Origin of the sequence: Dyadobacter sp. UC 10, assembly GCF_008369915.1 — a bacterium.
In the GTDB taxonomy this organism is placed as follows: domain Bacteria; phylum Bacteroidota; class Bacteroidia; order Cytophagales; family Spirosomataceae; genus Dyadobacter.
This window is the reverse complement of sequence record NZ_VSRN01000001.1, coordinates 2,538,856-2,561,303: the sequence shown is the minus strand read 5'-3', so window position 1 is coordinate 2,561,303 and position 22,448 is coordinate 2,538,856. Positions and strand designations below refer to the sequence as shown.

At 46.1% G+C, this 22,448-nt stretch carries 16 protein-coding genes; 7 read left to right on the top strand and 9 right to left on the bottom strand.

Annotated elements, in window-relative coordinates:
- The first annotated feature begins 11 nt into the window (after window positions 1–11).
- The gene (locus FXO21_RS10545; protein WP_149640049.1) at window positions 12–3,788 is read left to right on the top strand and encodes an SNF2-related protein; all 3,777 of its coding nucleotides are present in this window, start codon (window positions 12–14) and stop codon (window positions 3,786–3,788) included.
- 6 nt (window positions 3,789–3,794) lie between these two features.
- On the opposite strand, the gene FXO21_RS10540 is transcribed toward FXO21_RS10545, so the two are convergent.
- From FXO21_RS10540 to FXO21_RS10520, 5 genes are all read right to left on the bottom strand, one after another.
- The gene (locus FXO21_RS10540) at window positions 3,795–4,106 is read right to left on the bottom strand and encodes a hypothetical protein (RefSeq protein WP_149640048.1); all 312 of its coding nucleotides are present in this window, start codon (window positions 4,104–4,106) and stop codon (window positions 3,795–3,797) included.
- Between the two features lie 155 nt (window positions 4,107–4,261).
- On the bottom strand, window positions 4,262–6,418 hold the full coding sequence (gene recQ, locus FXO21_RS10535) for a DNA helicase RecQ (RefSeq protein ID WP_149643447.1): 2,157 nt from the start codon (window positions 6,416–6,418) through the stop codon (window positions 4,262–4,264).
- A gap of 56 nt (window positions 6,419–6,474) precedes the next feature.
- On the bottom strand, window positions 6,475–8,601 hold the full coding sequence (locus FXO21_RS10530) for a ComEA family DNA-binding protein (protein WP_149640047.1): 2,127 nt from the start codon (window positions 8,599–8,601) through the stop codon (window positions 6,475–6,477).
- 24 nt (window positions 8,602–8,625) lie between these two features.
- The gene (nadC, locus tag FXO21_RS10525) at window positions 8,626–9,489 is read right to left on the bottom strand and encodes a carboxylating nicotinate-nucleotide diphosphorylase (protein ID WP_149640046.1); all 864 of its coding nucleotides are present in this window, start codon (window positions 9,487–9,489) and stop codon (window positions 8,626–8,628) included.
- A gap of 12 nt (window positions 9,490–9,501) precedes the next feature.
- Window positions 9,502–11,229 (bottom strand): capsule assembly Wzi family protein, encoded by a 1,728-nt coding sequence (locus FXO21_RS10520; protein WP_225865643.1) that lies wholly within the window; start codon window positions 11,227–11,229, stop codon window positions 9,502–9,504.
- A 157-nt stretch (window positions 11,230–11,386) separates the two neighbouring features.
- Here FXO21_RS10520 and upp point away from each other — a divergent pair, with 157 nt between their 5' ends.
- Entirely contained in the window at window positions 11,387–12,031 is a 645-nt protein-coding gene (gene upp, locus FXO21_RS10515; RefSeq protein WP_149643446.1) for a uracil phosphoribosyltransferase, read from the top strand.
- Between the two features lie 5 nt (window positions 12,032–12,036).
- On the opposite strand, the gene FXO21_RS10510 is transcribed toward upp, so the two are convergent.
- Window positions 12,037–15,111, bottom strand: a complete 3,075-nt coding sequence (locus tag FXO21_RS10510) for a carboxypeptidase-like regulatory domain-containing protein (protein ID WP_149640044.1) — start codon at window positions 15,109–15,111, stop codon at window positions 12,037–12,039.
- Between the two features lie 262 nt (window positions 15,112–15,373).
- Between FXO21_RS10510 and FXO21_RS10505 the strand changes: the two genes are divergently transcribed.
- The 3 genes from FXO21_RS10505 to FXO21_RS29200 all read left to right on the top strand — a co-directional run bounded on the left by FXO21_RS10505 (window position 15,374) and on the right by FXO21_RS29200 (window position 17,045).
- Window positions 15,374–16,441: a mannose-1-phosphate guanylyltransferase gene (locus FXO21_RS10505; RefSeq protein ID WP_149640043.1), complete on the top strand. Its 1,068-nt coding sequence runs from the start codon at window positions 15,374–15,376 to the stop codon at window positions 16,439–16,441.
- A 95-nt stretch (window positions 16,442–16,536) separates the two neighbouring features.
- Window positions 16,537–16,818 (top strand): hypothetical protein, encoded by a 282-nt coding sequence (locus FXO21_RS10500; RefSeq protein WP_031529436.1) that lies wholly within the window; start codon window positions 16,537–16,539, stop codon window positions 16,816–16,818.
- Entirely contained in the window at window positions 16,764–17,045 is a 282-nt protein-coding gene (locus tag FXO21_RS29200; RefSeq protein WP_149640042.1) for a type II toxin-antitoxin system RelE/ParE family toxin, read from the top strand. The genes FXO21_RS10500 and FXO21_RS29200 overlap by 55 nt, the downstream gene beginning before the upstream one ends.
- Here the strand turns inward: FXO21_RS29200 and recF are convergent, their stop codons facing one another.
- Window positions 17,046–18,143: a DNA replication/repair protein RecF gene (recF, locus tag FXO21_RS10490; RefSeq protein ID WP_149640041.1), complete on the bottom strand. Its 1,098-nt coding sequence runs from the start codon at window positions 18,141–18,143 to the stop codon at window positions 17,046–17,048.
- 126 nt (window positions 18,144–18,269) lie between these two features.
- Between recF and pdhA the strand changes: the two genes are divergently transcribed.
- Complete coding sequence (gene pdhA / locus FXO21_RS10485) at window positions 18,270–19,301, top strand: pyruvate dehydrogenase (acetyl-transferring) E1 component subunit alpha (protein WP_149640040.1); 1,032 nt, start codon at window positions 18,270–18,272, stop codon at window positions 19,299–19,301.
- Between the two features lie 139 nt (window positions 19,302–19,440).
- Window positions 19,441–20,316 carry a twin-arginine translocase subunit TatC gene (gene tatC, locus FXO21_RS10480; protein WP_149640039.1) on the top strand — a complete coding sequence of 292 codons (876 nt, stop codon included), beginning with the start codon at window positions 19,441–19,443 and terminating at the stop codon, window positions 20,314–20,316.
- On the opposite strand, the gene FXO21_RS10475 is transcribed toward tatC, so the two are convergent.
- Both FXO21_RS10475 and FXO21_RS10470 read right to left on the bottom strand, forming a co-directional pair.
- A complete protein-coding gene (locus FXO21_RS10475; RefSeq protein ID WP_225865642.1) occupies window positions 20,311–21,513 on the bottom strand; it encodes a PLP-dependent aminotransferase family protein in 1,203 nt (400 codons plus the stop codon). The two genes, tatC and FXO21_RS10475, sit on opposite strands and share 6 nt — an antisense overlap.
- Window positions 21,419–22,441, bottom strand: a complete 1,023-nt coding sequence (locus FXO21_RS10470) for a dipeptide epimerase (RefSeq protein ID WP_149640038.1) — start codon at window positions 22,439–22,441, stop codon at window positions 21,419–21,421. The genes FXO21_RS10475 and FXO21_RS10470 overlap by 95 nt, the downstream gene beginning before the upstream one ends.
- Window positions 22,442–22,448: the final 7 nt, after the last annotated feature.

Genomic DNA, 22,448 nt, shown 5'->3' with positions numbered 1-22,448 from the left:
GTAGCGGGTAAATGGAAAACGAAAAGAAGGAGAAATTATCTAACTTCTTGTTAAGGCGAACAGAGAAGGACGTATTGTCAAGGGGGCGTTCCATTTATAGCAGTGGCGGCTTAAAAGTATCAAAGCTGGAATACAACGGTCCGGGGAATGCGGAGTTCAAGGTCAAAAGCGACTATTCGATCCACTTCTACCAGATCAATATCCGGGATTTTCTTACTCCTCAAATCATTACCGAATGTACTTGTCCTGATAAAGCCGGGCTTTGTAAACACAGAGTCGCGGCGATCCTGTATATTCTTGACAAAATGCCGACAATCAAGCAGGTCGTTCATGATATGAGCGACTCGGTGATTGAACTGTCTGAACTCCGCGAATTTCAGCTTCGGAGCTTCGTTTTAGACGAAACCTGGCGGAATAAAGACAATATCACAGAGGTAGAGATCACTTCTGCAAAGGAAGGTGAGGCCGAATGTGCGGTAACTGATCAGGAAACAGTCTATCACGTAAAATTCAGCAGGGTACAACATACCAGGCAGATTCACACTTCCTGCACCTGCGGTCAAAAGCTTTGGGTTCCTTTGTGTGAACATAAACTGGCCGGCCTGCTCAAACTGCGCGAAGAATTGGGTGAAAAAGCCTTTGACGTGATGCGTGATCTGACGGCTGAAAAGAATGCCCTACTGGCAGAGTACGGATATTCACTACAAGATCAGTTTAAAGATAAATTTGATTTCAGACTGGACGAAGAAGGGGGGTTACAACTGACCAAACTCGATCCGGCAATTCAAAAAATTGGGGTATTTCAGAATTGGAAAGCCCTGAAAGAAAGGATATTACCACAGCAAAAGTTATCATTTACGGTAACTGCTTCGGAAAACGGACAAGATGACGAAGACCGGGCTTCGATTTTTGTATTTTGGCCAAAAGGTAAAAATCACTTGCTGGACATTGGTTTTGGGGTTTTTTCGGTCAAATACAGTACAAAATCTGAGAAGCTGACAAGCATTCGGAATATAGCAGGCGGCTCTAGTCACTATTATGCTGCCGATGAAATACCAGTACTCACCGAAGCAGACGCACGTCTGGTGCGGCTTGCCAAGAGCTGGGAGGAAGGCTTGCAGAAATTCATCCGCAAACAGGGTTGGGCATATAATGCCTATCTGCACTTCGACGATGTGAGTAATCATCAGCGAATAGAGGCCCGGACATACGTCGGGAAGCAGGTGAGCAGGGTATTCAACGATCTTGACCCGGAAAGGATCTACCTGGCTGATGGTGACTACGTTACCAGCAATAATCAGTTAACACAGCTGGAATTGCACCGTAACCCGGTTAAAATTTTCTTTGTACTCACCGAGGACAAAGAGTTTATTACCCTGAACCCTTATATTGAATTAAAGCCGGGAGTTCCGGTTGAACTTCATAAGGTCGTGTCTCTGGACAGCTACTGGCTGGGGCTTTATAACGACAAAACCCTGTTTCGCTGGGCCGGTGTAAATGAAGCTGAAATGGTGGCCTACCTGAGCCAAAACGGATTCAGGATCAGGGTGAAGAAGGAGTTCGCAGATACATTCCTTTCGGACTGGATCATTCCGGTAACCGAGCAGTTTGATGTCGTTTTTCAAACACGTCATCAGGTGAGTTCGCGTCCGCTCACGCTTCAGAAGCCGAACCTGTATCTCCGGGAAGATGACTCTAATCTGCTGATTGTTCCTTCGTATGTATATGAGTCGGAAGAAGGTACTACTGAATATTTCCACGACGAGCGGCGTACCAGCAGTAGTTTTAAGGACAATGAAATTACGATGCTGGAAAGGGATTCACCAGCCGAAAATGCAGTATGGCAATGGTTGAAATCGCTCCACCCCACTTTTGAGCAACAAGCCGGTCAGCCGTTTTTCTACATTCCATTTGATCTGGTAATGAAAGATGGTTGGCTTTTCAAATTTGTAGAGGGGGCCAAAAAGCAACACTATGACGTATTGGGCTTTAATGACCTCAAGAAAATGCGTTTTAATCCCAACCGGGGTTCTGTCAAAGTGAAAGCTTCGTCAGGGATCGATTGGTTTGATATGACAATCGAGATCACTTTTGGCGATCAAAGCGTCTCGCTTGCTGAGGTTAAAAAGGCATTTTTGAAGAAACAGAACTATGTGCAGCTCAGCGATGGATCGCTGGGTATGTTGCCCGAGGAATGGATCAGCAAGCTGGAACCGATCATGCAATTTGGCCGGGTAAACAATGACCAGATTCATTTGTCTAAAATCCATTTTTCTCTTATTGATGAGCTGGTTTCGGAGGTAGACAATGAGGAGGTTTTCAGGGAATTGCAGGAAAAGAAAGCGAAGCTCCTGAATTTTAAAGAAATACCTAATGTGCCGCTTCCGGCCAATGTTCAGGCTACGCTTCGGCAGTACCAGGAAGAAGGTTACAAATGGATTCATTTTCTTGATGAATTTGGTTGGGGAGGCTGTCTCGCAGATGATATGGGTTTGGGTAAAACACTGCAAATGCTGACGTTCCTGCAACAGCAAAAAAACAACAATCCAACTTATACGAATCTTGTCGTAGTTCCTACCACGCTGATTTTCAACTGGCAGGCTGAGGCTGAAAAATTCACACCAAACCTGAAACTGTACGTGCACCGGGGAATGGCAAGGAAAAAGGAGATCGATTTTTTCCAGGAATATGACATCATCCTTACTACTTACGGTACCATGCGAAGTGATGTGGAACTGTTGCGGAAGTTCGATTTCAATTACATCATTCTGGACGAAGCGCAGGCGATTAAAAATCCCGATTCGCTTACTTCAAAAGCTTCGCGGCTCCTCCGCGCGAAGAACCGCCTGACGATGACAGGAACGCCGGTGGAGAACAACACCTTCGACCTTTATTCCCAATTCGAGTTTCTGAACCCGGGAATGCTGGGCCACGCTGATTTTTTCAGAACCGAATATGCAACGCCGATCGATAAATACCAGGATAAGGAAAAGGCTGCGGAATTGCGCAAGCTGGTTTACCCTTTTATGCTGAAACGGACGAAAGAAGAAGTTGCAACAGACCTCCCCGACAAAACAGAAACCATTCTATTCTGCGAAATGGGGCAAAAACAGCGGAAAGTTTACGAAATATTCAGAGAAAGGTACCGTCAGGAAATAGCCGAAAAACTAGCGACAGAAGGGTTGAACAAAAGCAGCTTCCTGATTCTGGAAGCATTATTGAAGCTAAGACAAATTTGCGATTCACCGTCCATTCTTTCCGGCGATGAGGATTTTGGCAGCGAGTCTGCAAAGCTGGAAGAGATTACCCGTGAAATTGAAGAAAATGCTTCCAACCATAAGATATTGATTTTTAGCCAGTTTCTGGGCATGCTGGATCTAATCCGTCAGCATCTGGAAAAAGTGAAAATACCTTATGAATACCTGGACGGGCAAACCGTCGACAGAGCGGGACGGGTTAATCGTTTCCAGAGCGACCAAACCTGCCGGGTTTTCCTGATGAGTTTGAAAGCCGGCGGGGTTGGCTTGAACCTGACGGAAGCGGATTACGTATACCTCGTTGACCCCTGGTGGAACCCCGCGGTAGAGCGACAGGCCATCGACAGGACCCACCGGATTGGCCAGACGCGGAAGGTATTCGCCTATAAAATGATTTGTAAGGATACAATCGAAGAGAAAATCCTGTTGCTCCAGCAACGGAAGCAGGATCTCGCGGAAGATCTTGTGGGAGGTGAATCCGGCTTTATCAAGAAGCTAAGCCAGGAGGATATTATGGGGCTTTTCAGTTAATATATTTTAATAACTGGAAAGCTTCTCGGCAGAAGATATATTAAGCAGCTGCCCATCGGCCGATCTCAATGAATTGCTGTATATAGTATCGGCTGAAACAAGTTCGACCATTTGTGCAGGATTGTACAAAGATTTAGTTTCCCCAGGAGTTTTTAGCTCATTTTGAGAATATACTGGGACACTTGGTTCACTCCTTTCAGGAATATTGTACATTTTTTCCACAGTTACTCCGCGGACTGCTTTATATCGTGCTTGCTTCTCAAATACGCAAAGGATCAATAAAATAGAGGCAATGATTAAGGTACGTTGGTTTTTCATATTTAAACGTAATGTCTGGGATCTGAAAAAAGAGCCATATACGCTTGAAAGAGCAATTTTTGAGCCAGAAGGTTGTAACCGAAACAATCTTTCCGTTAATAATTGTTAAGAAGGTTTTTACGTGTCTTATTCCGCAGTTATTTTTCCTGAATATGCTAGAAAAAGCCTCCCTTTTTTTCAAGGATTGCCAGTGCAAGACGGATCTGTCCGTAATCGAACTTTTCATTTAATAACTCAAAAAGGGGTTTCAACGGATCGTTTTTCCGAACCTGGATTTCCTCCGCGGCTTTGATGATAGTCTGATAAGTTTGCTCATCTACGAGTGATTCGAGGTCTAGTTCGTGGCCTTCTTCTTCCAGTTTGATCAGGTGAGAAATGACAGTCGTGGTACTCAGGCCTCTTTGTTCAGCGATAGATTGGATTGAAGAGCCGGATTTAAAAAGATTGAGTGTTTCGATGAAAGTCATTCCGGCAACGGCCCTTGTACCGGGTTTGAAATTTTCGCGGGCAAAATCAAGGATTTCGTTTATAAAAGTTTCCCCATATCTTCTGAATTTCTCAGCCCCGACACCCGAAATAGATTTCATCTGCATTTCTGAAACAGGCTTTTGCTGCGCCATTTCTGAAATAGTTGCGTCACTGAAAACAACATAGGGCGGAACGCCAAGCGAGTCGGCTAGTTGCTTGCGCAGCGTACGCAGCCGGTCAAACAATGCATCCCGGATAATTTCCTTTTTAGGTTTTTCGCGCGGCGCAAGTTCTTCCTCTCTGGCCTTTCTTTCATTTAAAGGAATAAATTTGACGAGTTCCACTTTTCGTTCCCCTTTCAGGATCTGTCTGCTGACGGCATTAAGCTTGAAAGAATGGGCTTCATCATAGGCAATATCCATGGCACCGGAATTCAGAAGCTGACCGATATATTCCGTCCATTCCTCCCCCTTCAATTCGCTTCCTACTCCGAACGTTGGTAGCCTTTCATATCCGTGTTGTAAAACGTTCCGGTTTTTGCTTCCTCTCAAAATATCCACCAGCATACCCATCGCAACCTTCTGGTCGGTCCTGGCAATGCCTGATAAGGCTTTTTGGGCAAGTACGGTGGCATCGAAGCGGCTTCTCGGGTTTTTACACACATCGCAATTCCCGCAATCCCTGTCAAATGAATCGTTAAAATAGTTCAGCAATACACGGCGCCTGCAGATATCAGTTTCGGCGTACTGTTTCATCCGGTTCAGCTTTGCGTGCAGCAACTCCTTTTGTTCGCTCGATTGATCCGAATTATTGATCATATCCTGGCGTGTCATAATATCCATGTAGCTGTAAAACAGGACTGTATCCGAAGGGAGCCCGTCACGGCCGGCACGCCCTATTTCCTGATAAAAGCTTTCCACATTGGAAGGAAGGTTGTAATGGATTACCCAGCGAACGTTGGATTTATCAATCCCCATCCCAAATGCAATGGTTGCAACTATTATTTGCAGATCGTCCCTTAAAAACGCTTCCTGTACCTTCGAGCGCTTGTCGGCAGGCAGGCCCGCGTGGTAATACTCAGCTTTCAACCCCGCATTTTTCAAACTTCCCGCAACTGATTCCGTACTTTTTCTGCTCAGACAATAAATGATCCCCGACTGATTTTGTCGCTTGTTTATGAAATCCTGTATCTGCTGGAGGCGCTTCCTGCCAGGCAGAACGCTCAGGCTGAGATTGGGCCGGTCGAAACTGGTTAAAAAGGTCTGGGCGCCTTCGATCTTAAGCTGTTTTAGTATATCGCGGCGGGTTACCCTGTCGGCGGTCGCAGTCAGCGCGATGACGGGCACTTGTGGAAAGCGGATCTTTAATGAACTGAGCAACCGGTATTCCGGACGAAAATCATGGCCCCACGAAGAAATACAGTGCGATTCGTCAATGGCGAAAAAGCTCACATTCCACTCTTTCAACAATTCAAAAGTATTGCCCGAAAAGAGCCGCTCAGGAGCAATGTAGAGTAATTTCAGATCGCCAGTCTGCGCCCGCCTGATAATCTGGTCCTGCTCGGAGGCCGACAATGTCGAGTTAAGAAATGCAGCCGGCACTCCGTTTCCAGTCAATGCCTCCACCTGATCCTTCATCAAAGCGATCAACGGGGAAATCACGACGGTCAGGCCTTCTTTAAGAATGGCGGGGATCTGAAAACAGATCGATTTGCCACCGCCTGTGGGCATTAGTACGAAACAATCGTTACCGCGCATTACCGTGTCGATAATTTCGGCCTGATGCTCTCTGAAACTGTCGTATCCAAAATACTTTTTGAGTGCTTCTTTCTTATCGGAGGCCATTTCTGCGGTTTTCAATGCTGATGTTTTTTATAATATTGGTGTTTTTCAAAAATGATTCAAAGCTGATACATAAACTGCATCTTAATTTCGCTGCGTTTATTCCCCTTGATTTCATTGAGACCGGAACTGATCGTCTGCAAGTCCGAATACCTTGTTTGAGACCAGCGCGCCCATATTTTTATATTTTTTGAAACGGTGTAACGTAGCATCATATAATACCTGGTACCCGAATCGTAGTAGGCCGGAACAGAAAACGCGTACAGCATATCTTTTTCATATGCATACTGGCGGCTGTCGTAATCGTCGGTATTAAACCAGGCCAACCGGGTGCTAAGTTCGATTTTAGGAAAATGCCAGCTCAAATCCTGAAAAATAGTAATTCCTTTCGACCGGGCTGCCTTTTTCTCTCCGGTATCACCCAGCTGGCAGCGTGTTCGGATGGCGTAGCGCAGCGGCACTTCATATTCAAAATTAAGCATCGCCGTGCGACGAACGGTGGTCACGAGCTCATTCGGTTGCTGTTTATTTTCCGGGGCGTTCTTTTGTTTTTGCTTTTGATGAACTAATGCATACACATTCAGCCGCTTATCTGGCTTGAATAAAAGATGGAGGTAATAATCAGATCCTTTCGAAGGCGCGTCGACCTGGTACCGCAGCCAGGGAAACCAAAACCTGTCAAAATAGCCGCTGAACTGCCAGCGTTTGTGCGGCATGAACCGTAATCCGCCATACACCGCGTTTTCATTAGATGGCCGGGTGGCTTCGCTAATCGGGTTACCGTAAGTTGTGTGAAAATTTTTGGCATAATGTCTGAGCAAAAAGGTAGCGTCCCATTTCTTGCCAAAACTGGCAATAGCACCCGCAATCGCGCCGATTCCATTCCTGCCAGACAATGCGCCTTCTCCAAAAAAGTGAAAATTCCGCCACCTGTAATCGCCGTGAATGCCGGTGTTGAGATGTTGTTTACCCGAAAATTCGTACCGATTGTAGGGCTGGTCCCTTTTGCGTATCGGAAGTTCGTAGCTGGTATAAAGTGCAGTGATCCCTATTTGCCCATTTTGAGCAGAAAACCGATGCAGCAAATGTGCGCCTGCATTTTGTTCTGAAAAATTATGATGCTTGTCAATTTCACCGGGAGTCCGGTGATAGCCGGTCAGCGGTAATGATGTCGCAAACCGCCTTCCGTCTGCACTTTCGTCCAGTGTCGCATCCCTTTTTACATTTGAATACATCAACGAAATATCTGTTTTCTTCCCCAACCTCCACGTGAAAGCTATACCTCTAAAAAAATCTGCTTCTCCAGAGGAAGTGTAAGGCTTGAAGCCCAATGTACTGCGGTAAGCTGTTTTAATCACTTCTGAGCCTTTGCCCAGCGAAAAGCCCGCGCCCATTACCATTCCCTGGCCGGTTTGCATTCGGAAGTCCCCGATGATCAGATTTTTTAATCTTCCCCTATTTAATACCTGCGCATGAAAAGACGTGAAGTCCGTGCCTAAAATATGCCTTTTCGGCTCCCAGGCCCACCATTTTTCGCCGGCATCTTTTTCAAAAGTAATCCCGAAGCTGTAATAACCCGACCGTGCATTGCGGTATCTCAGAAATGTATTGTAAGGATTTCCCCGATACCGCGTCACCGCCTTGGAGGCCGAATCCAGTGGGGCAAAACCTTTTTGTGTTTCAAGAATGCGGCCCGAACGTAATATTAAAAAGTGCTGGTCAGGGTTGTGTATGGCATTTTTTAGTGAGGCAGATTTTGGGTTTAGAGCTATAAAAGGGAGTAATCTGTAAATCGTTTGAAGGTCGAAGCCGGGAATAGCCTGCAATTCATACAATGAGATGAACGGACCAAGCTGCTCGCGGTATTGCAGGAAGGCGCGGATCTGTAAATCAGTGAGGATCATCGCGCCGGACAGCTCGTCGGCAGTCACGATATTGATGTCGAGGGGATTGGTATAAAGCTGTAACAGCGACTCGAAAAGCTCGGCGTAATCAATATCTTCCGAAGGAACAGGGAAGAGACTGCCAATAAACTGGTTAATATCAACATCCTGCCGCGGGGGCTCTTGCGCGTGCAAGGTATTTGCGAAAATAATACTGAAAGCAAATATCAAAATGAGGGCACGGCGGAAGCCCCAAAGCCTTTCTTTGTAAAAAGCGTATGCAAAATGTCCTGTATGCTGCATACGCTTTCGGTATGTGGATAGAGGTTAAAAGGCTTTTAAACTTAAATCCAGGCTTCGCGCCTGGTGCGTCAATGCACCACTCGATATACCGTCCACGCCCGTCTCAGCAACTGCGCGTAACGTTTTTTCGGTGATATTACCGGAGGCTTCGGTCTCAAACCGATCACCGATCCTTTTCACGGCTTCACGCAGGTCTTCCAGTGGGAAGTTGTCTAGCATGATAATATCTACCTGGCCCACGCTCAGTACTTCGTCCACCTCAGCCAGATTCCTTGTCTCGATTTCGATTTTGAGGTCTTTGCCTGTTTCCGCCAGATACTTTCGCGCGCCCGTTATCGCTGCTGTAATCCCGCCTGCATAGTCGACGTGATTGTCTTTGAGCATAATCATATCGTACAGTCCCATCCTGTGATTGACTGCCCCGCCTATCTTCACTGCCATTTTCTCAAACAACCTGAAATTCGGTGTCGTTTTCCGGGTATCGAGCAGTTTAACGGGCAGGTCTTCGATCAATACAGCCATTTGTCGCGCATAAGTAGCAATGCCGCTCATGCGCTGCATGATATTCAATACCAGTCTTTCCGCTTTCAGGATCAGGCGCGCACTTCCTTCTACTATAAATGCGATATCTCCGCTTTTGACGTAGGTTCCGTCAAAAAGTAACACATCAATTTTCAAATGGGGATCATTATAATAGGTAGCGGTTTCGTCGAAGATGATTTGTGCTACCTCTACACCGGCCAGAACGCCGTCCTGTTTCACGAGCAGCTTCGCGCGTTTCACTGCATTTTCGGGTACACTCGACAGGGAAGAATGGTCCCCGTCGCCAATATCTTCCAGCAATGCAAGCCGGATCAGATTGCGAAGTTCATGCGGATTAGTTTCCATGATGGTATTGGTTCAGAACGTTTGCTGGCGATAAGCCATATTGTAGCGGATTGCGAATGTAAAAATGTTCGATTTGGAGGCCACTTTTACATCATCCGATTTTAGATTTCTGATCAGGTAACGACCGTCGAGAAACAGGTTATGCGCGAGTGAATAAGAAAGTCGCAGGTCGGTAAAAGTCGTGGAAGCTTTAATCCCCTGTCCGATCTTCTGGCCCAGTTCCCCATCTCGGTTCACACTGCGTTCCTCGTAGTTTTTCGAGATATCACCTCCAAAATTCATTTCCGGGCCGGTAGTTGGGTCTTTTCCCTGCATGGCCATCATAAATGTGCCATAAGCCGACAGCCGGGACGTCAGTTTATAACGGGCAATCGCAATGTATTCCCGGAAATTCGCCCCCAAAGGATGTGCAAGCGATTGTCCATAATGCATATAATTTCTTCCGCCGTCTTTATGCGAGTAGGTATACGGTCGTACCAAATTATATTCTGCCTGCAAATCCAGGTTCGGTACGCCGAATGCATCGACATATTTTCCTCCCAATTGCAGACTGTATTTGTTAGTCCAGGACTTGCTTCCGTTGAAAAGATATTTAGTTAAAAATTCATCCAGGACGAATTGACCATAAACAGACGCCTTATTCCCGACGAGCCAGCGAAAATCAAACCCCAGCAGCGCATTGTCCTGGCTTCCTATATAAGACTCTACATACCTGTAAAAAATGATCGGATTGAGGTAATTGAGATCATATCCACCGCCCACGGAATCCCGATTGAAGATTTCAGCCTCAAAAACCCCGAAATTAATGCGTTCGGTCAGGTTTACGCTGAGGTGGTGAATTGACGCGAATTTCTTGTTTCTCAAAAAACCTGTGAAAGAATTTTCACCTGCATTGATCATGCTGGTCCAAAGGTTGGTATAATGAAACCGGCCCAGCTGCGTATCAAGTCTTAAAAAAAGGTAGGGGCTGCTGTTATCTGAAAGGATCAGCGAACGGTAGCCACTGCCGAAAGTATTGTGATCGTGACCGAAACGTACATTAATGCTTTTCAACGGCCGGAATGTGATGTAGCCGCGCGCAGTCAGAAAATCCCTGCCATTATTACGCGTCGCTTTTGCCAGTCCTTCGCCGGGGAAACTGTATCGTGGTGAGAACTGATTTACATATGTGGGAAAGTGGCCCTGATTGTCAGCTACATAAGTATAAAAACCAAGCTTTTCATTGATCATACCGCGGATCTCGACACCGCGTGTGGTATACCACAAAGTAGTATCGAGGCCCGCGGTGCGATCGCTTCCTATTGAATTGGTAGTGGTAAAATTGAAATGCAGATCGAAATCCTTGTTGTGAATGCTGTAAAGGTCAGCCGTGCGACCAAAGAATCTTCTTCTTTTTCCCGGAGGCGGGAGCCTGAACCAATGCAGGCGGGCAAGCTGATCATATTTGGCCGAATCCGTTGCGACCATTCCTTTCGTCCATTCCCAGCTGTCTTCCCGCAGGTAATCGATCGTTTCCCAGTCGCGATCCGTGAGGTTGATCGTTCCTTCTTTTAGAATGGAGTCCGTCAATGCGACAACGGCTTTTCTCTCGAATGGTTTGGCATTGAAATGGAAACCTTCTGAGAACTTCCCCCGCTTGATTTCGAGGCGGTCTATCAAATGGTAATAATCGTCGTTGAAGGGAATGAAAGAACTCTGCGCGTGGCCGTAGAATGGCAGGGATACCAGTATGATTGACAAAGTTTTCAAATACCGGCGTATTCCTTGAACCATAGGCAAACAAAATCTACTGTTCACACAAATCGAGCTTTTGCGGAGAATTTTTAGAATAATACTTCCAAATTACGTCAATGAATTTGTATTATCTTGCATGAAGCAGCTGAAAACTAACGATCACATGTTTTTATTGACCCAAAAACCCTCCATTGCCGATCACTATCTGGCCGAATTACGTGACGTAAATATTCAAAAAGACCGATTGAGATTCAGGCGGAATATGGAGCGGATGGGAGAGTTGCTTGCTTATGAATTATCAAAAACGCTGACTTTCCGGCCCGGCAAAGTAGAGACACCGCTCGGGCTGGCGCCTTCGCGCTCTTTATTGCAGCCGGTAGTATTGGCGACGATCCTTCGTGCGGGCGTTCCCATGCATCAGGGCTTTCTGAACATGTTTGATAAAGCCGATAATGCATTTATCGGCGCTTACCGGGGACATCATATCAACGAGGAGGAAGAATTTGAAGTGGAAATGGATTACATCACCAGCCCGGACCTTACCGGTAAAATCTTGATCCTGATCGATCCGATGCTTGCTACGGGGAGGTCGATGGAAAAAGTATACCATGCATTACTGCGTTTTGGGATTCCCTCGCAAACCCATATCGCTTCTGTGATCGCAAGTCCGGAAGGCGTTGACTTCCTGCAAAGCCGGATACCGCAATGCAGGCTCTGGCTGGGAGCGATCGACGAGAAGCTGAACGAGCAGTATTATATAGTCCCCGGCCTTGGTGATGCCGGGGACCTTGCTTACGGGGAAAAGTAAACGTGCTAATTCAATAGCTCATCAAATGTGATACTTACATAGTAGGTAGATCCGATATTCGGGCTGCCATAAGCCTGGATATAAGATTTGCCCAATAGATTGGTTGCGCCCAGTTTAATGATCGACTTGATGGACGCTGCTTTCAAACTGATCTGGGCATCGAGGTTATTGATAGCCGGAACTTTTGTGTTGGAGAAAATGGGAACGTCGGTAGTGGTGGGAACGATAAAGCTTGATTCCCATACAAATGCCTGCTGGTACCGGTAAACCACATTAAATCCAAAGTTACTGCTGCTGGTTATCCTTTTTCCAAAGTTTAAATTGTACCGGTATTTCGGCGTATTGAACTGGGAATACTGCACTTCTGGTGATGGTTTAAAGTTCCGCAGCTCATTGTTGGCAATGTTGCCGCCAATGTTATAACCCTTTGACAATGAATAATTCAGTCCAAGTGCGAAGCCTGTCGTAGTGATCGTTTCCGTTGTATTCACTACCCGCGAATAGCCGTTAAAATTGCCTACCCCAATTCCTGATTCTATAGGCAGCCCCGGTGCTGCTGCTGCCGTTGGTACTACAATCACAGCCCCGCCGATCAGGTTCTTGTATCTGCTCACATAGTAATAGGCATCTATAAAAAGTTTTTTGGCAATAACACCTTTATAGCCGATTTCAAAGGAAGCGATCCTTTCGGGAGCCAATTTTCTTGGTTTGTATTTGGGTAATTTTTCAAGGGCGTAAGCCTGCGCGATCGTTGGAACCAGGGCCGGAACCTGCGCCGCGAGTATACCCGGAAGCTGTGAAGATAGCGCACCCGGCAGGGCCTGGTTTACCCCGTTTGAGATTGCGCTCTGAATAGTTGCCGGATCGTTCGGGATTTGTCCGGCTGCCACCGCCTGATTTACTGCATTGGTAACCTGGGTTGTGACCGCCTGGGTAATGGCAGTGGTGGCTTGCTGAGTCACCGCCGCCTTGGCATAAACGGTCGCTTTTTCGAGGATAGTCGGATCACTTTTTACGACTTGCATGACAGCTTCTTCTGACAGATTTTGCCGTAGTATTCCGCTGGTAAGGTTATATCGGGCATCAAATTCGGGTAATCCGCCAACCAATGTGCCCGCAGGCGTTCTCAGATCAATATACTGATTTTGGGTTGTAGGAATGCGAAAACCTGTTTGGTAAGATAGGCGGATATTGTGCTCACCAAAAGTTGTTACCGCCGACACCCTGGGTGTGAACTGGCCTGCGAAGTTTTCATTTTTATCGTAGCGGATCGAGCCGGTCAGTTTCAGGTGATTAGATAAAATACTTTTTCCTGCCTGCACAAATGCGCCCCATTCATTAATGGGAATCGTTCCTGAACGCCCTTCTTTCTGATCTGCAAACAAAGTACCTGCGGAGCGCAGCTGGTACTGACGGAAATTTGCACCAGCAAGCACTTCCACCACTTTCAACTGATTTTTAAAGTTATAAAATCCTTCCGCGTGGTAGAGATTGGTCTTGTCCGCAAAACCGCCTCCACCGTCTACAATTGGCATGTTTCGATATTTGTCCAGAAGCTGATCAAAGGCGGCTGTTCCCGGCTGAGGCATATTTGCGTCGGCAGTCTGGCGGGCGAGCAGGTGAGATGCTGCTTCACTGGTACCAGCCCCGCGGGCAGTCGCAAATGCGCCAACATACTGACCGAACCATACATTATTGGGTTTAAAGTCTGTTAGCATCGAAACCGCAGCGAGACCTGAAAGGTATGATTTTCCCGAGCGCTCCTGTGTCGTATACGCACGGACAGTAAAATTGTCCCCGCGCAATTCGAGTTTGGCCTGGGTAAGGTTAAAATCGCGGAGTGCGTACCTGCCTGTTGCTGTATACACCGTAGTTCCATATCCGTAATTAACCTGCGCTACTGCCTCCATTTTTTCATTAATGCGGTAGTGAATGGCTGCATTCGCTTTAAAACTTTTTGTATTGTAATCCACCAGGTCCTTTTCAAGATAACCGGTGCGGCTTACGAATGTGTTGGGAACGAGTGACACGGCCCCTGCGGGAATATTTCCGGCAGCGGCGAGTGACTGGGCCACTGCATTGATATTGGTCTGTATCTCGTCACCATATACATTCACCCCATCGTAATCCAGTGCTGTGCCTGCTCCACGACCGGGATCTGAATTCCCACCCAAATTGAGATTGGTGTAGTTGGTTGCCTCCCAGTCTTTTGCTCTTATAAAAGAAACATTTGCCTTGAATGCTATTTTGTTGTTGAATGCTTTTGCATAGCGAATGGTAGCATCTACGAAAGGTGTCGTAGCCTGCGACCTGTGCTTTTCATGCATCACACCGCCTTTCACACTGGCACTTAGCCCCTGGTATAAAAATGGACTTTTACTATTCATGAGTATCAAACCATTGACCGCATTCGGCCCGTATAAAGCGGAGGCTGCGCCGGGAAGCACTTCCACGCTTTCCACATCCAGCTCTGGAATACCGATGATATTGTCGAGTGGAAAATTGAGGCCAGGTGCCTGGTTGTCCATTCCATCGATCATTTGAACCGTTCGGGGGTTACCCGTGCTGCCGAAGCCGCGCATATTAATGGACTTGAAGAGGAATCCCTGCGTGGCCATATCGATGCCTTTCAGGTTATTGAGCGCATCGTAAAAGTTAGCGGAAGGAGTGTCGCGCATGTCCCGGAGATTCATTTTTTCGATGGCTACCGGAGATTTCATGACAGATTCTTCAACGCGGGAAGCCGAGACGACAATCTCTTCGCCAAGTGTGACCTGCTCGACCATTTTAATATCGAGATTAGTCTGTCCCGGGCTGACGTTTATTTCCTGAGTCTGAAATCCTACCGAAGAAATTGTAAGTGTAAGCGGCGGATTTGACGTCGTATATAATTTGAACCGCCCCTGATTGTCGGTAATTGTGCCGGTTACTTTGCCTTTGATCTGGATACTAATACCCGCCAGCGCCTCACCGTTTGCCGACTCGGACACTTTTCCCTGTAGCGTAGTTTGACCCAATGCATTGTAAGTCAGTGTGATGATTAAGAGAATACTTTGCAGAAGTGTAAGTTTTACTTTCATAGTGGAATGATTTTAAGTGCGCCTGATGCTTTTAGCAAAATGTACAAAATTTTCTTGAAATTTTGAAAGAATATTGAGGTGTAAATCTGTTGTTATTCAAAGACTGAGATTTATGAACCTGTTGGAATATAGGCTGCCAAAGCCAGCTAACACGCCTTCTGCTAAATTTGGTGACGTTTTTGGCGTTCCTAATTGAGCAGACTGGCTGTTTATCACTAGTTTTGACGAGCTTTACTTAACGCTTATACAAATCGCTTTTATAATGCAGGACACTTATGTAATTATTATGGCCGGTGGAGTTGGTACCAGATTCTGGCCTTTCAGCCGAACCGATTTTCCGAAGCAATTTCACGATGTGCTGGGCACGGGACAAACACTTTTACAGCAAACCGTTAATCGTTTCGATGGGGTGTGCCCGATCGAAAACATTTATATTGTTACAAGTCAGGAATATAAAGACCTGGTGAAAGAGCAGATACCGGAATTGACGGATGATCAGATACTGCTCGAACCCAACAGGCGCAATACTGCTCCTTGCATCGCTTATGCCTGTTACAAGATCGCCGCGCGCAATCCTAACGCCAATGTTGTAGTGGCACCGGCGGATCATATTATATTAAAAGAAGAAATTTTTAAAGATACCATCAAGGTAGCGCTGGGTGCGACCCGGAACGAGGATATCCTGGTGACGTTGGGCATTCAGCCGACCCGGCCAGATACCGGCTACGGATACATTCAGTACATTCCTGATAAGCTGACGGTCAAGAAAGTTAAATCTTTTACCGAAAAACCACATCTGGAACTTGCATTGCAATTTTTAGATAGCGGGGACTTTGTATGGAATGCGGGGATTTTTGTCTGGAATATCAATGCATTCAAGAAAGCACTGGCAGAATTCCAGCCTGAGATTGCGGATATTTTTAGCGGAGGAGATAATCATTATTACTTGGAAACCGAGGATTCTTTCGTTCAGCGGGCCTATGCGCATTGCGGCAGCATTTCAATAGACAATGCGGTTATGGAAAAAGCTGACAATGTGCATGTTGTGCTGAGTAACTTCGGCTGGTCGGATCTGGGAACCTGGAAGTCGCTTTATGAAGTTTCGGAAAAAGATGACAATGAAAATGTAACGGACGGAAATCTGTTGCTTTATAATACAACCAACTCAATCATTAAAACACCAAAAGACAAGCTGGTAGTAATCAGCGGATTAGATGGATATATCGTCGCTGAATATGACGGGGTTCTGATGATTTGCAAAAAGGACGAAGAGCAAAAAGTGAAAGAGTTCGTGGCGGAGGCGAAAGAGCTTAGTACTAAGTATGTGTAGTATGTAAGAAGTTACCGTTAGAAAAATGCCAGATATAAGGTCTGGCTTTTTTGTTTTTATACAGTAACTTTATAATACACTGTCAAAGCTAGGATATGTCAGCATCAGAACTTAGAGCGGAAGCGATTCGGATCGTTAAAGAAATTGACGACGACAGAATGGAAGATCTGTTGAAAATGCTCAATTGTTTAGTAGAACAGCAAAATGCGGAATCGATCGAAATAGATCCTGCCGAACTCAACCGGCTCTTAACAGAATCTTTAAAACAAGCTCAACAAGGAAATTTAATCCCGAATGAACAAGTACTTAAAGAAGGCAAAGAGTGGCTTACGAAATTAAATGGACGGCGGATGCAAGGAGAGACTATACCGAAATAATCTCCTATTTATATGACCAATGGGGATTTGAATCAGCGGATCAATTTACTGACAAACTCAAATTGCAGCTAGATTTGTTGAGAAAATACGCATTCATGGGTAAAAAACATCGAACGTTCAGTTCTGTTCATGAATTTGTTCTGGGAAAGCATCAAACGCTGTACTATACAGTTTTTGAAAATACGGTTCTATTGATAAATATCCGCGATAACAGGCGCTCTAAATAATTAGCCAGGCCTTACCTTCTCAATCTCAAAAAACCTCACATCGGCCTTCACATTTTCTAATATCTTCTGCGAGCGTTCCGGGCGGGCGTCAGTGATGAAAACCTGGCCGAGGAAGCCGGTATCGATCAATTCAATTAGTTTTTGAATGCGCCGGTCGTCAAGTTTATCGAAAATATCGTCCAGAAGCAGGATCGGCGTTTTTCCTTTTTCTTCTTTCAATAGTTCAAACTGCGCCAGTTTCAACGCGATCAAAAATGACTTTTGCTGTCCCTGGGAGCCGAATTTTTTGAGTGTAACTTCATCAATCTCAAACACATATTCGTCTTTGTGAATACCTTTTCCAGTGCGTTGCGCATGTAAGTCGCGGCTGCGGTTTCTCCGGAATTCAGTCGGGAAGTCGGGGCTGGCGACTTCGCTTTCGTAGATGACGTCGACCTGCTCTTTGCCGCTGCTCAGAAATGCATAATATTTTTGAAACAAAGGCAGAAAACGTTGCATGAATGCATTCCTGTGATCATAAATCCGCTGCGAGAGGATGATCAGCGGTTCATTGTAGGTTTCCAGCAGATCTTCGTCCAGATAATTTCGCTCAGCGAAAAGTTTTAGCAGCCCGTTCCGGTTGTTGAGGATCTTGTTGTATTTCAAAAAATCGTCGAGGTAACCCGGCGTCGCCTGCGCCAAAACCCCATCGAAAAAGCGGCGGCGCTCCTCGCTCCCCTCCCGGATCACGTCGGTATCATCCGGCGCAATCAATACCAGTGGGAAAAGCCCGATGTGGTCGCTCAGCCGCTCATAGTTCTTCTTGTCAGCCATAAAAACCTTACGCTGACCACGTTGGAAACTGCAGGTAATCTGGGTATGTCGCTGGCGGTCACTAAAAACACCGTCAATCACGAAAAAATCAAAGCTGTGCCGGATGCCAAGGGCATCCTGATTGTGGAAGGCACTTTTGGTAAGGGTCAGAAAATAGATCGCGTCAAGCAGATTCGTTTTGCCGCTGCCATTCTCTCCAACCAAACAGTTCACATGTTCACCGAATGTAAAGGCTTTCTCCTCATAGCTTTTAAAGTATGTAAGGTGGAGCTTTTCTAGCCACATGAACTTCTTTGTTATTTAGTTTATGCTTATTTTCGCAAATCATTGCGTGAGTACGGCAAACAACAGACTCTGTTCAAACCATAACATTAAGACAAAGTTCTGTCTTTATAAACGAGAACCAAATACATGGCCACCGTTACTGAAAAAAAGAAATCTTCTGCCCCAAAAAAATTACAGCATTCAAAAGAGCGTTATTTGTTCTGGTTCGAGAACATGCTTTTACAGCGTCGTTTTGAAGAAAAAGCGGGCCAGCTTTATGGTCAGCAAAAAATCCGTGGTTTTTGCCATTTGTATATCGGCCAGGAGGCTTGTTCTTCCGGTGCTGTAACCGCTCTTAAAGAGGGTGATAAATACATTACTGCTTACCGTGATCACGGTATTCCATTGGCGCTGGGCACTTCTCCCAATGCTATTATGGCCGAGCTTTATGGAAAGAAGACTGGAACAACCAAAGGGAAAGGCGGTTCTATGCACATTTTCGATAAAGAAAAAGGTTTTGTGGGCGGTCATGGGATCGTAGGTGCTCAGATTCCTCTGGGTGCAGGTATTGCTTTCGCCGAGAAATACAATAAAACCGACAACCTCTGTATCTGTTACTTCGGTGACGGTGCGATCCGCCAGGGAGCATTCCATGAGGCGCTGAATATGGCGATGAGCTGGAAGCTGCCGGTGATTTTCGTGGTAGAAAATAACGGATACGCGATGGGAACTTCGGTAGCGAGAAGTTCAAACGTGACAGAGCTTTATACACTGGGCGAAGCTTACGACATTCCTTCTGAACCCGTGGACGGAATGAGTGTAGAAGCGATCCACGAATCAGTTTCCCGTGCTGCCGAACGTGCACGTAAAGGCGAAGGACCAACATTCCTTGAATTCCGTACGTATCGTTATCGTGGACACTCCATGTCGGATCCTCAGAAATACCGGTCTAAAGAAGAGGTAGAAGAATACAAGCACAGAGACCCGATCGAGCAGATCCGTTCGGTGATCCTGAGTAATAAATTCGCTACCGAAGAAGAACTGGAAAATATTGACAAAAAAGTAAAAGAAATCGTAGCTGAATCTGTCCAGTTCGCTGAGGAATCAGAATTCCCTGATCCTAAGGAAGCTTACACAGATGTATATGTGGAGGCGGATTATCCATTTATCATGGACTGATCTGACCAGAAAAATTTGGTAGAAAAACCCGCCGGAATACTTCGACGGGTTTTTTAGGTAATTTTAAATTTCGCGGAAACAAGTTTGATCCTGTTTTTGCTTTTTTACGTAGATAGCATTTTAGTAATAGTTTAAAAATATGCCCTTGGATCAGGATTTTGATAAAGAAGAGGAAGAAGAAGGTAAAGAAATGTCCTTTATCGGGCATCTTGAAGAATTAAGATGGCACGTTATCCGGGCAGTAGGTTCTATTCTGGTTTTCGCTATAATAGCCTTTATTTACATCCAGGAAATTTACCATTATGTAATCATCGCCCCCTCACAGCCGGATTTCTGGACATACAGGATGCTCTGCAAGCTGGCAGATGTGGTCAAATATGACGAGCTCTGTGTTAAGGCGCTGAATTTCAAGCTTCAGTTGATTGGAATGGGCGACGCTTTTACGATGAGTATGACCTCCGCTGTGATCGCTGGTTTGATATTTGCGTTTCCTTATGCTTTTTGGGAAATATGGCGCTTCATCAAACCGGGCTTGAAGCCTTCGGAGCGCAGGTCTGCCCGTGGAGCCGTTTTTTATGTAACGTTTCTATTTTTCTCCGGTGTACTTTTTGGCTACTACATTGTAAGCCCACTGGCTATCAACTTTCTAGCTAACTACACATTGGATGAATCGATCATCAATGAGTTCAGCCTCGCTTCGTATATATCCCTTGTTGCAACGTTGACACTGGCTTGCGGAATTGCATTTCAGCTACCGATTGTCGTTTTTGTGCTGGCAAAGGTCGGGGTGCTGACTCCGGCGTTCATGCGCGAATACCGCAAGCATTCATTTATTGTGATCCTGATAGTTGCGGCGATCATTACACCTTCCCCTGACATTTACAGCCAGGTTTTGGTTGCTATACCACTGTTTTTACTATATGAAGTAAGTATTCTTGTTTCTGCGAAAGTGGAGCGGGAAAGATTGCGCGAAGAGCAACGCCTGGCGACTCTCGGCGGCAACCCGGATTTATAATAAAGGTTTAAAACGCTTACAGACCTCGGCTAAACAGTCGAGGTCTTTTTTTTGATGCGCGGCGCTGATCGCAATGCGGGTAACCGGCACGTCGGTGGACAGCGGGTAGGGAAAGCAGGAGCCCATGATGCCGTTTTTTAGTAGAAAATCAAACAATGCGGGATCAGTGGCGCAAAAAACAGGATAGTCCGGAATACGGATAAACTGATCGGCGGAATTTTGAAACTGCTGTGCGAAGTAATTGATATTGCCCAGCAAATTTGCGTGGGTAATCGTATAATTACCGTTTGTGAGCAGTCTTTTAAAAGCAGATATGTACACGGGAGCCGAGGGGGAAGCGCCGGCATATAGTGGCGATTGGCTTAGCAAGTCTATCACGTTCCTGTCACCCCAGATTATTCCCGCAGGTATTCCTAACGCCTTATTTAGAGAAGAGACGAAGGTAGTCCGGCCCAGTAGCGCCTGGCTAATTTGCCTTGCAATACCAAAACCACTTTCTCCCAAAACACCCAGGGAATGCGACTGATCAATAATCAACCGGCAGCTGTCAGGAGAATCTATTTGATCGAAAACCGAAAAATCAAACTGTTCGACCATCGGCGAACCTACTGCGTCAGAACAGATAATATGTAGCATTTCGGGGGTGCCGGCATTGATTTGATCGACTGTAAGCTGCGCCCACGTTTTCCAATCCAGCGTGTTGGAATAATAGCCGGTGCCCCGGATCGCCGGATGCACTTTTGGCGCGTAGTGAAAAAGAATGCGTCCGGGATTGTCAAGCTGCCGGATGATTTGGTCGGTTTGTGCTATCAGCAACTGGCCAGCCAACATCCCTGACGACACCAGCAATGCAGCTTCTGAGCACTGCCAGGCCGCAAAACTTTCCTCGGCTTCCTGATAAATAGCGAGCCTCAGGCTACCGTTTCGCGAACTTCCAAAGTGGGTTCCGTAATGCTCAAATCCTTCTCTTAAAAATGATTGGAAATCGGAGTTGTATGCCATTCCAAGGTAGTCAGTACCACTGAACCACAGATATTCGTTTCCTTCCAGCGTTTGTACAGTCCTGCCAGGAAGTTTATTTGTCTGGAATGCATTCACGAGTTTAATGAAAGGAGGTGTTGAGAACGGCGCCGCTTCCGTTGCGCAGCGGAAAAATGACCTTCCCGAAATCGAAGGTAACTCCACTGGCGGGATCATTTTTAATCAGTAAAGAACCGTCCATATCGACATAGTCAAGCAGCGGAAGCAGGTGCGCGATGGCAGAAATACCTACGCTGGTTTCGGTCATGCAACCTACCATTGTTTTCATTCCCAGTGCTTTGGCCTCGCTAATCATCCTTTTTGCCGTAGTAGGCCCGCCGCATTTCGTCAACTTGATATTCACGCCGTGAAACAAGCCGCTGCATTTTTTTACGTCACTTTCAACAATACAACTTTCATCAGCGATCACAGGCAGTACACATGCTGCAAAAACCTTTTTCATTCCCTCGGTATCATTGGCGGGAAGGGGCTGTTCCAGAAATTCTACACCTAGTTCTTTCAGTCTGGGGGCAATGAATATCGTTTGTTCCGGTGTCCAGGCACAATTGGCATCTACCCGGAAAATAGCGTCTGTGTTTTTTCTCAATTCCTGCACAATGCGCAGGTCGTCGCTGGTGCCAAGCTTTATTTTATAGATAGGCCAGGGTAGTTCCTTCATTTTTGAAACCATTTTTTCAACGGTGTCAATACCGATTGTGAAGTTGGTTAAAGGAATATTTTCCAGCGTCAGGCCCCAGTTTTGGTAAAGCTTTTTGTTATTTCTTTTGGCAAAATAATCATGAGCTGCCTCGTCCAATGCACATTGCGCAAATGGATTAGTTTTCAAAACAGGATGTGCAAGTTCCCAAAGTTGCTCTGCGGATTGATAGCTGCCATTTTCTACAATTTCCCGGACACTTTCCAGGGCCCCGATCATATTCTCAATCGTGATGCCGTAGTACGGATTCGCAGTAGCCTCTCCGAGGCCGCTATCATTTTCGTCCACCAGCTGCACGATCAGCGTTTGCTGAATGTCGCGCGAGTCGTGGGCAATGGTGAAAGTGTGTTTTAATTGCAGGTCAAAAGTGTGGTATAATAGCTTCATTGGAAGG

Excerpts from the sequence above, each read along its gene's own strand:
- FXO21_RS10545 (WP_149640049.1), top strand. The coding sequence starts at position 12 with ATGGAAAACGAAAAGAAGGAGAAATTATCTAACTTCTTGTTAAGGCGA.
- FXO21_RS10540 (WP_149640048.1), bottom strand. The coding sequence starts at position 4,106 with ATGAAAAACCAACGTACCTTAATCATTGCCTCTATTTTATTGATCCTT.
- recQ (WP_149643447.1), bottom strand. The coding sequence starts at position 6,418 with ATGGCCTCCGATAAGAAAGAAGCACTCAAAAAGTATTTTGGATACGAC.
- FXO21_RS10530 (WP_149640047.1), bottom strand. The coding sequence starts at position 8,601 with ATGCAGCATACAGGACATTTTGCATACGCTTTTTACAAAGAAAGGCTT.
- nadC (WP_149640046.1), bottom strand. The coding sequence starts at position 9,489 with ATGGAAACTAATCCGCATGAACTTCGCAATCTGATCCGGCTTGCATTG.
- upp (WP_149643446.1), top strand. The coding sequence starts at position 11,387 with ATGTTTTTATTGACCCAAAAACCCTCCATTGCCGATCACTATCTGGCC.
- FXO21_RS10510 (WP_149640044.1), bottom strand. The coding sequence starts at position 15,111 with ATGAAAGTAAAACTTACACTTCTGCAAAGTATTCTCTTAATCATCACA.
- FXO21_RS10505 (WP_149640043.1), top strand. The coding sequence starts at position 15,374 with ATGCAGGACACTTATGTAATTATTATGGCCGGTGGAGTTGGTACCAGA.
- FXO21_RS10500 (WP_031529436.1), top strand. The coding sequence starts at position 16,537 with ATGTCAGCATCAGAACTTAGAGCGGAAGCGATTCGGATCGTTAAAGAA.
- recF (WP_149640041.1), bottom strand. The coding sequence starts at position 18,143 with ATGTGGCTAGAAAAGCTCCACCTTACATACTTTAAAAGCTATGAGGAG.
- pdhA (WP_149640040.1), top strand. The coding sequence starts at position 18,270 with ATGGCCACCGTTACTGAAAAAAAGAAATCTTCTGCCCCAAAAAAATTA.
- tatC (WP_149640039.1), top strand. The coding sequence starts at position 19,441 with ATGCCCTTGGATCAGGATTTTGATAAAGAAGAGGAAGAAGAAGGTAAA.
- FXO21_RS10475 (WP_225865642.1), bottom strand. The coding sequence starts at position 21,513 with ATGATCCCGCCAGTGGAGTTACCTTCGATTTCGGGAAGGTCATTTTTC.
- FXO21_RS10470 (WP_149640038.1), bottom strand. The coding sequence starts at position 22,441 with ATGAAGCTATTATACCACACTTTTGACCTGCAATTAAAACACACTTTC.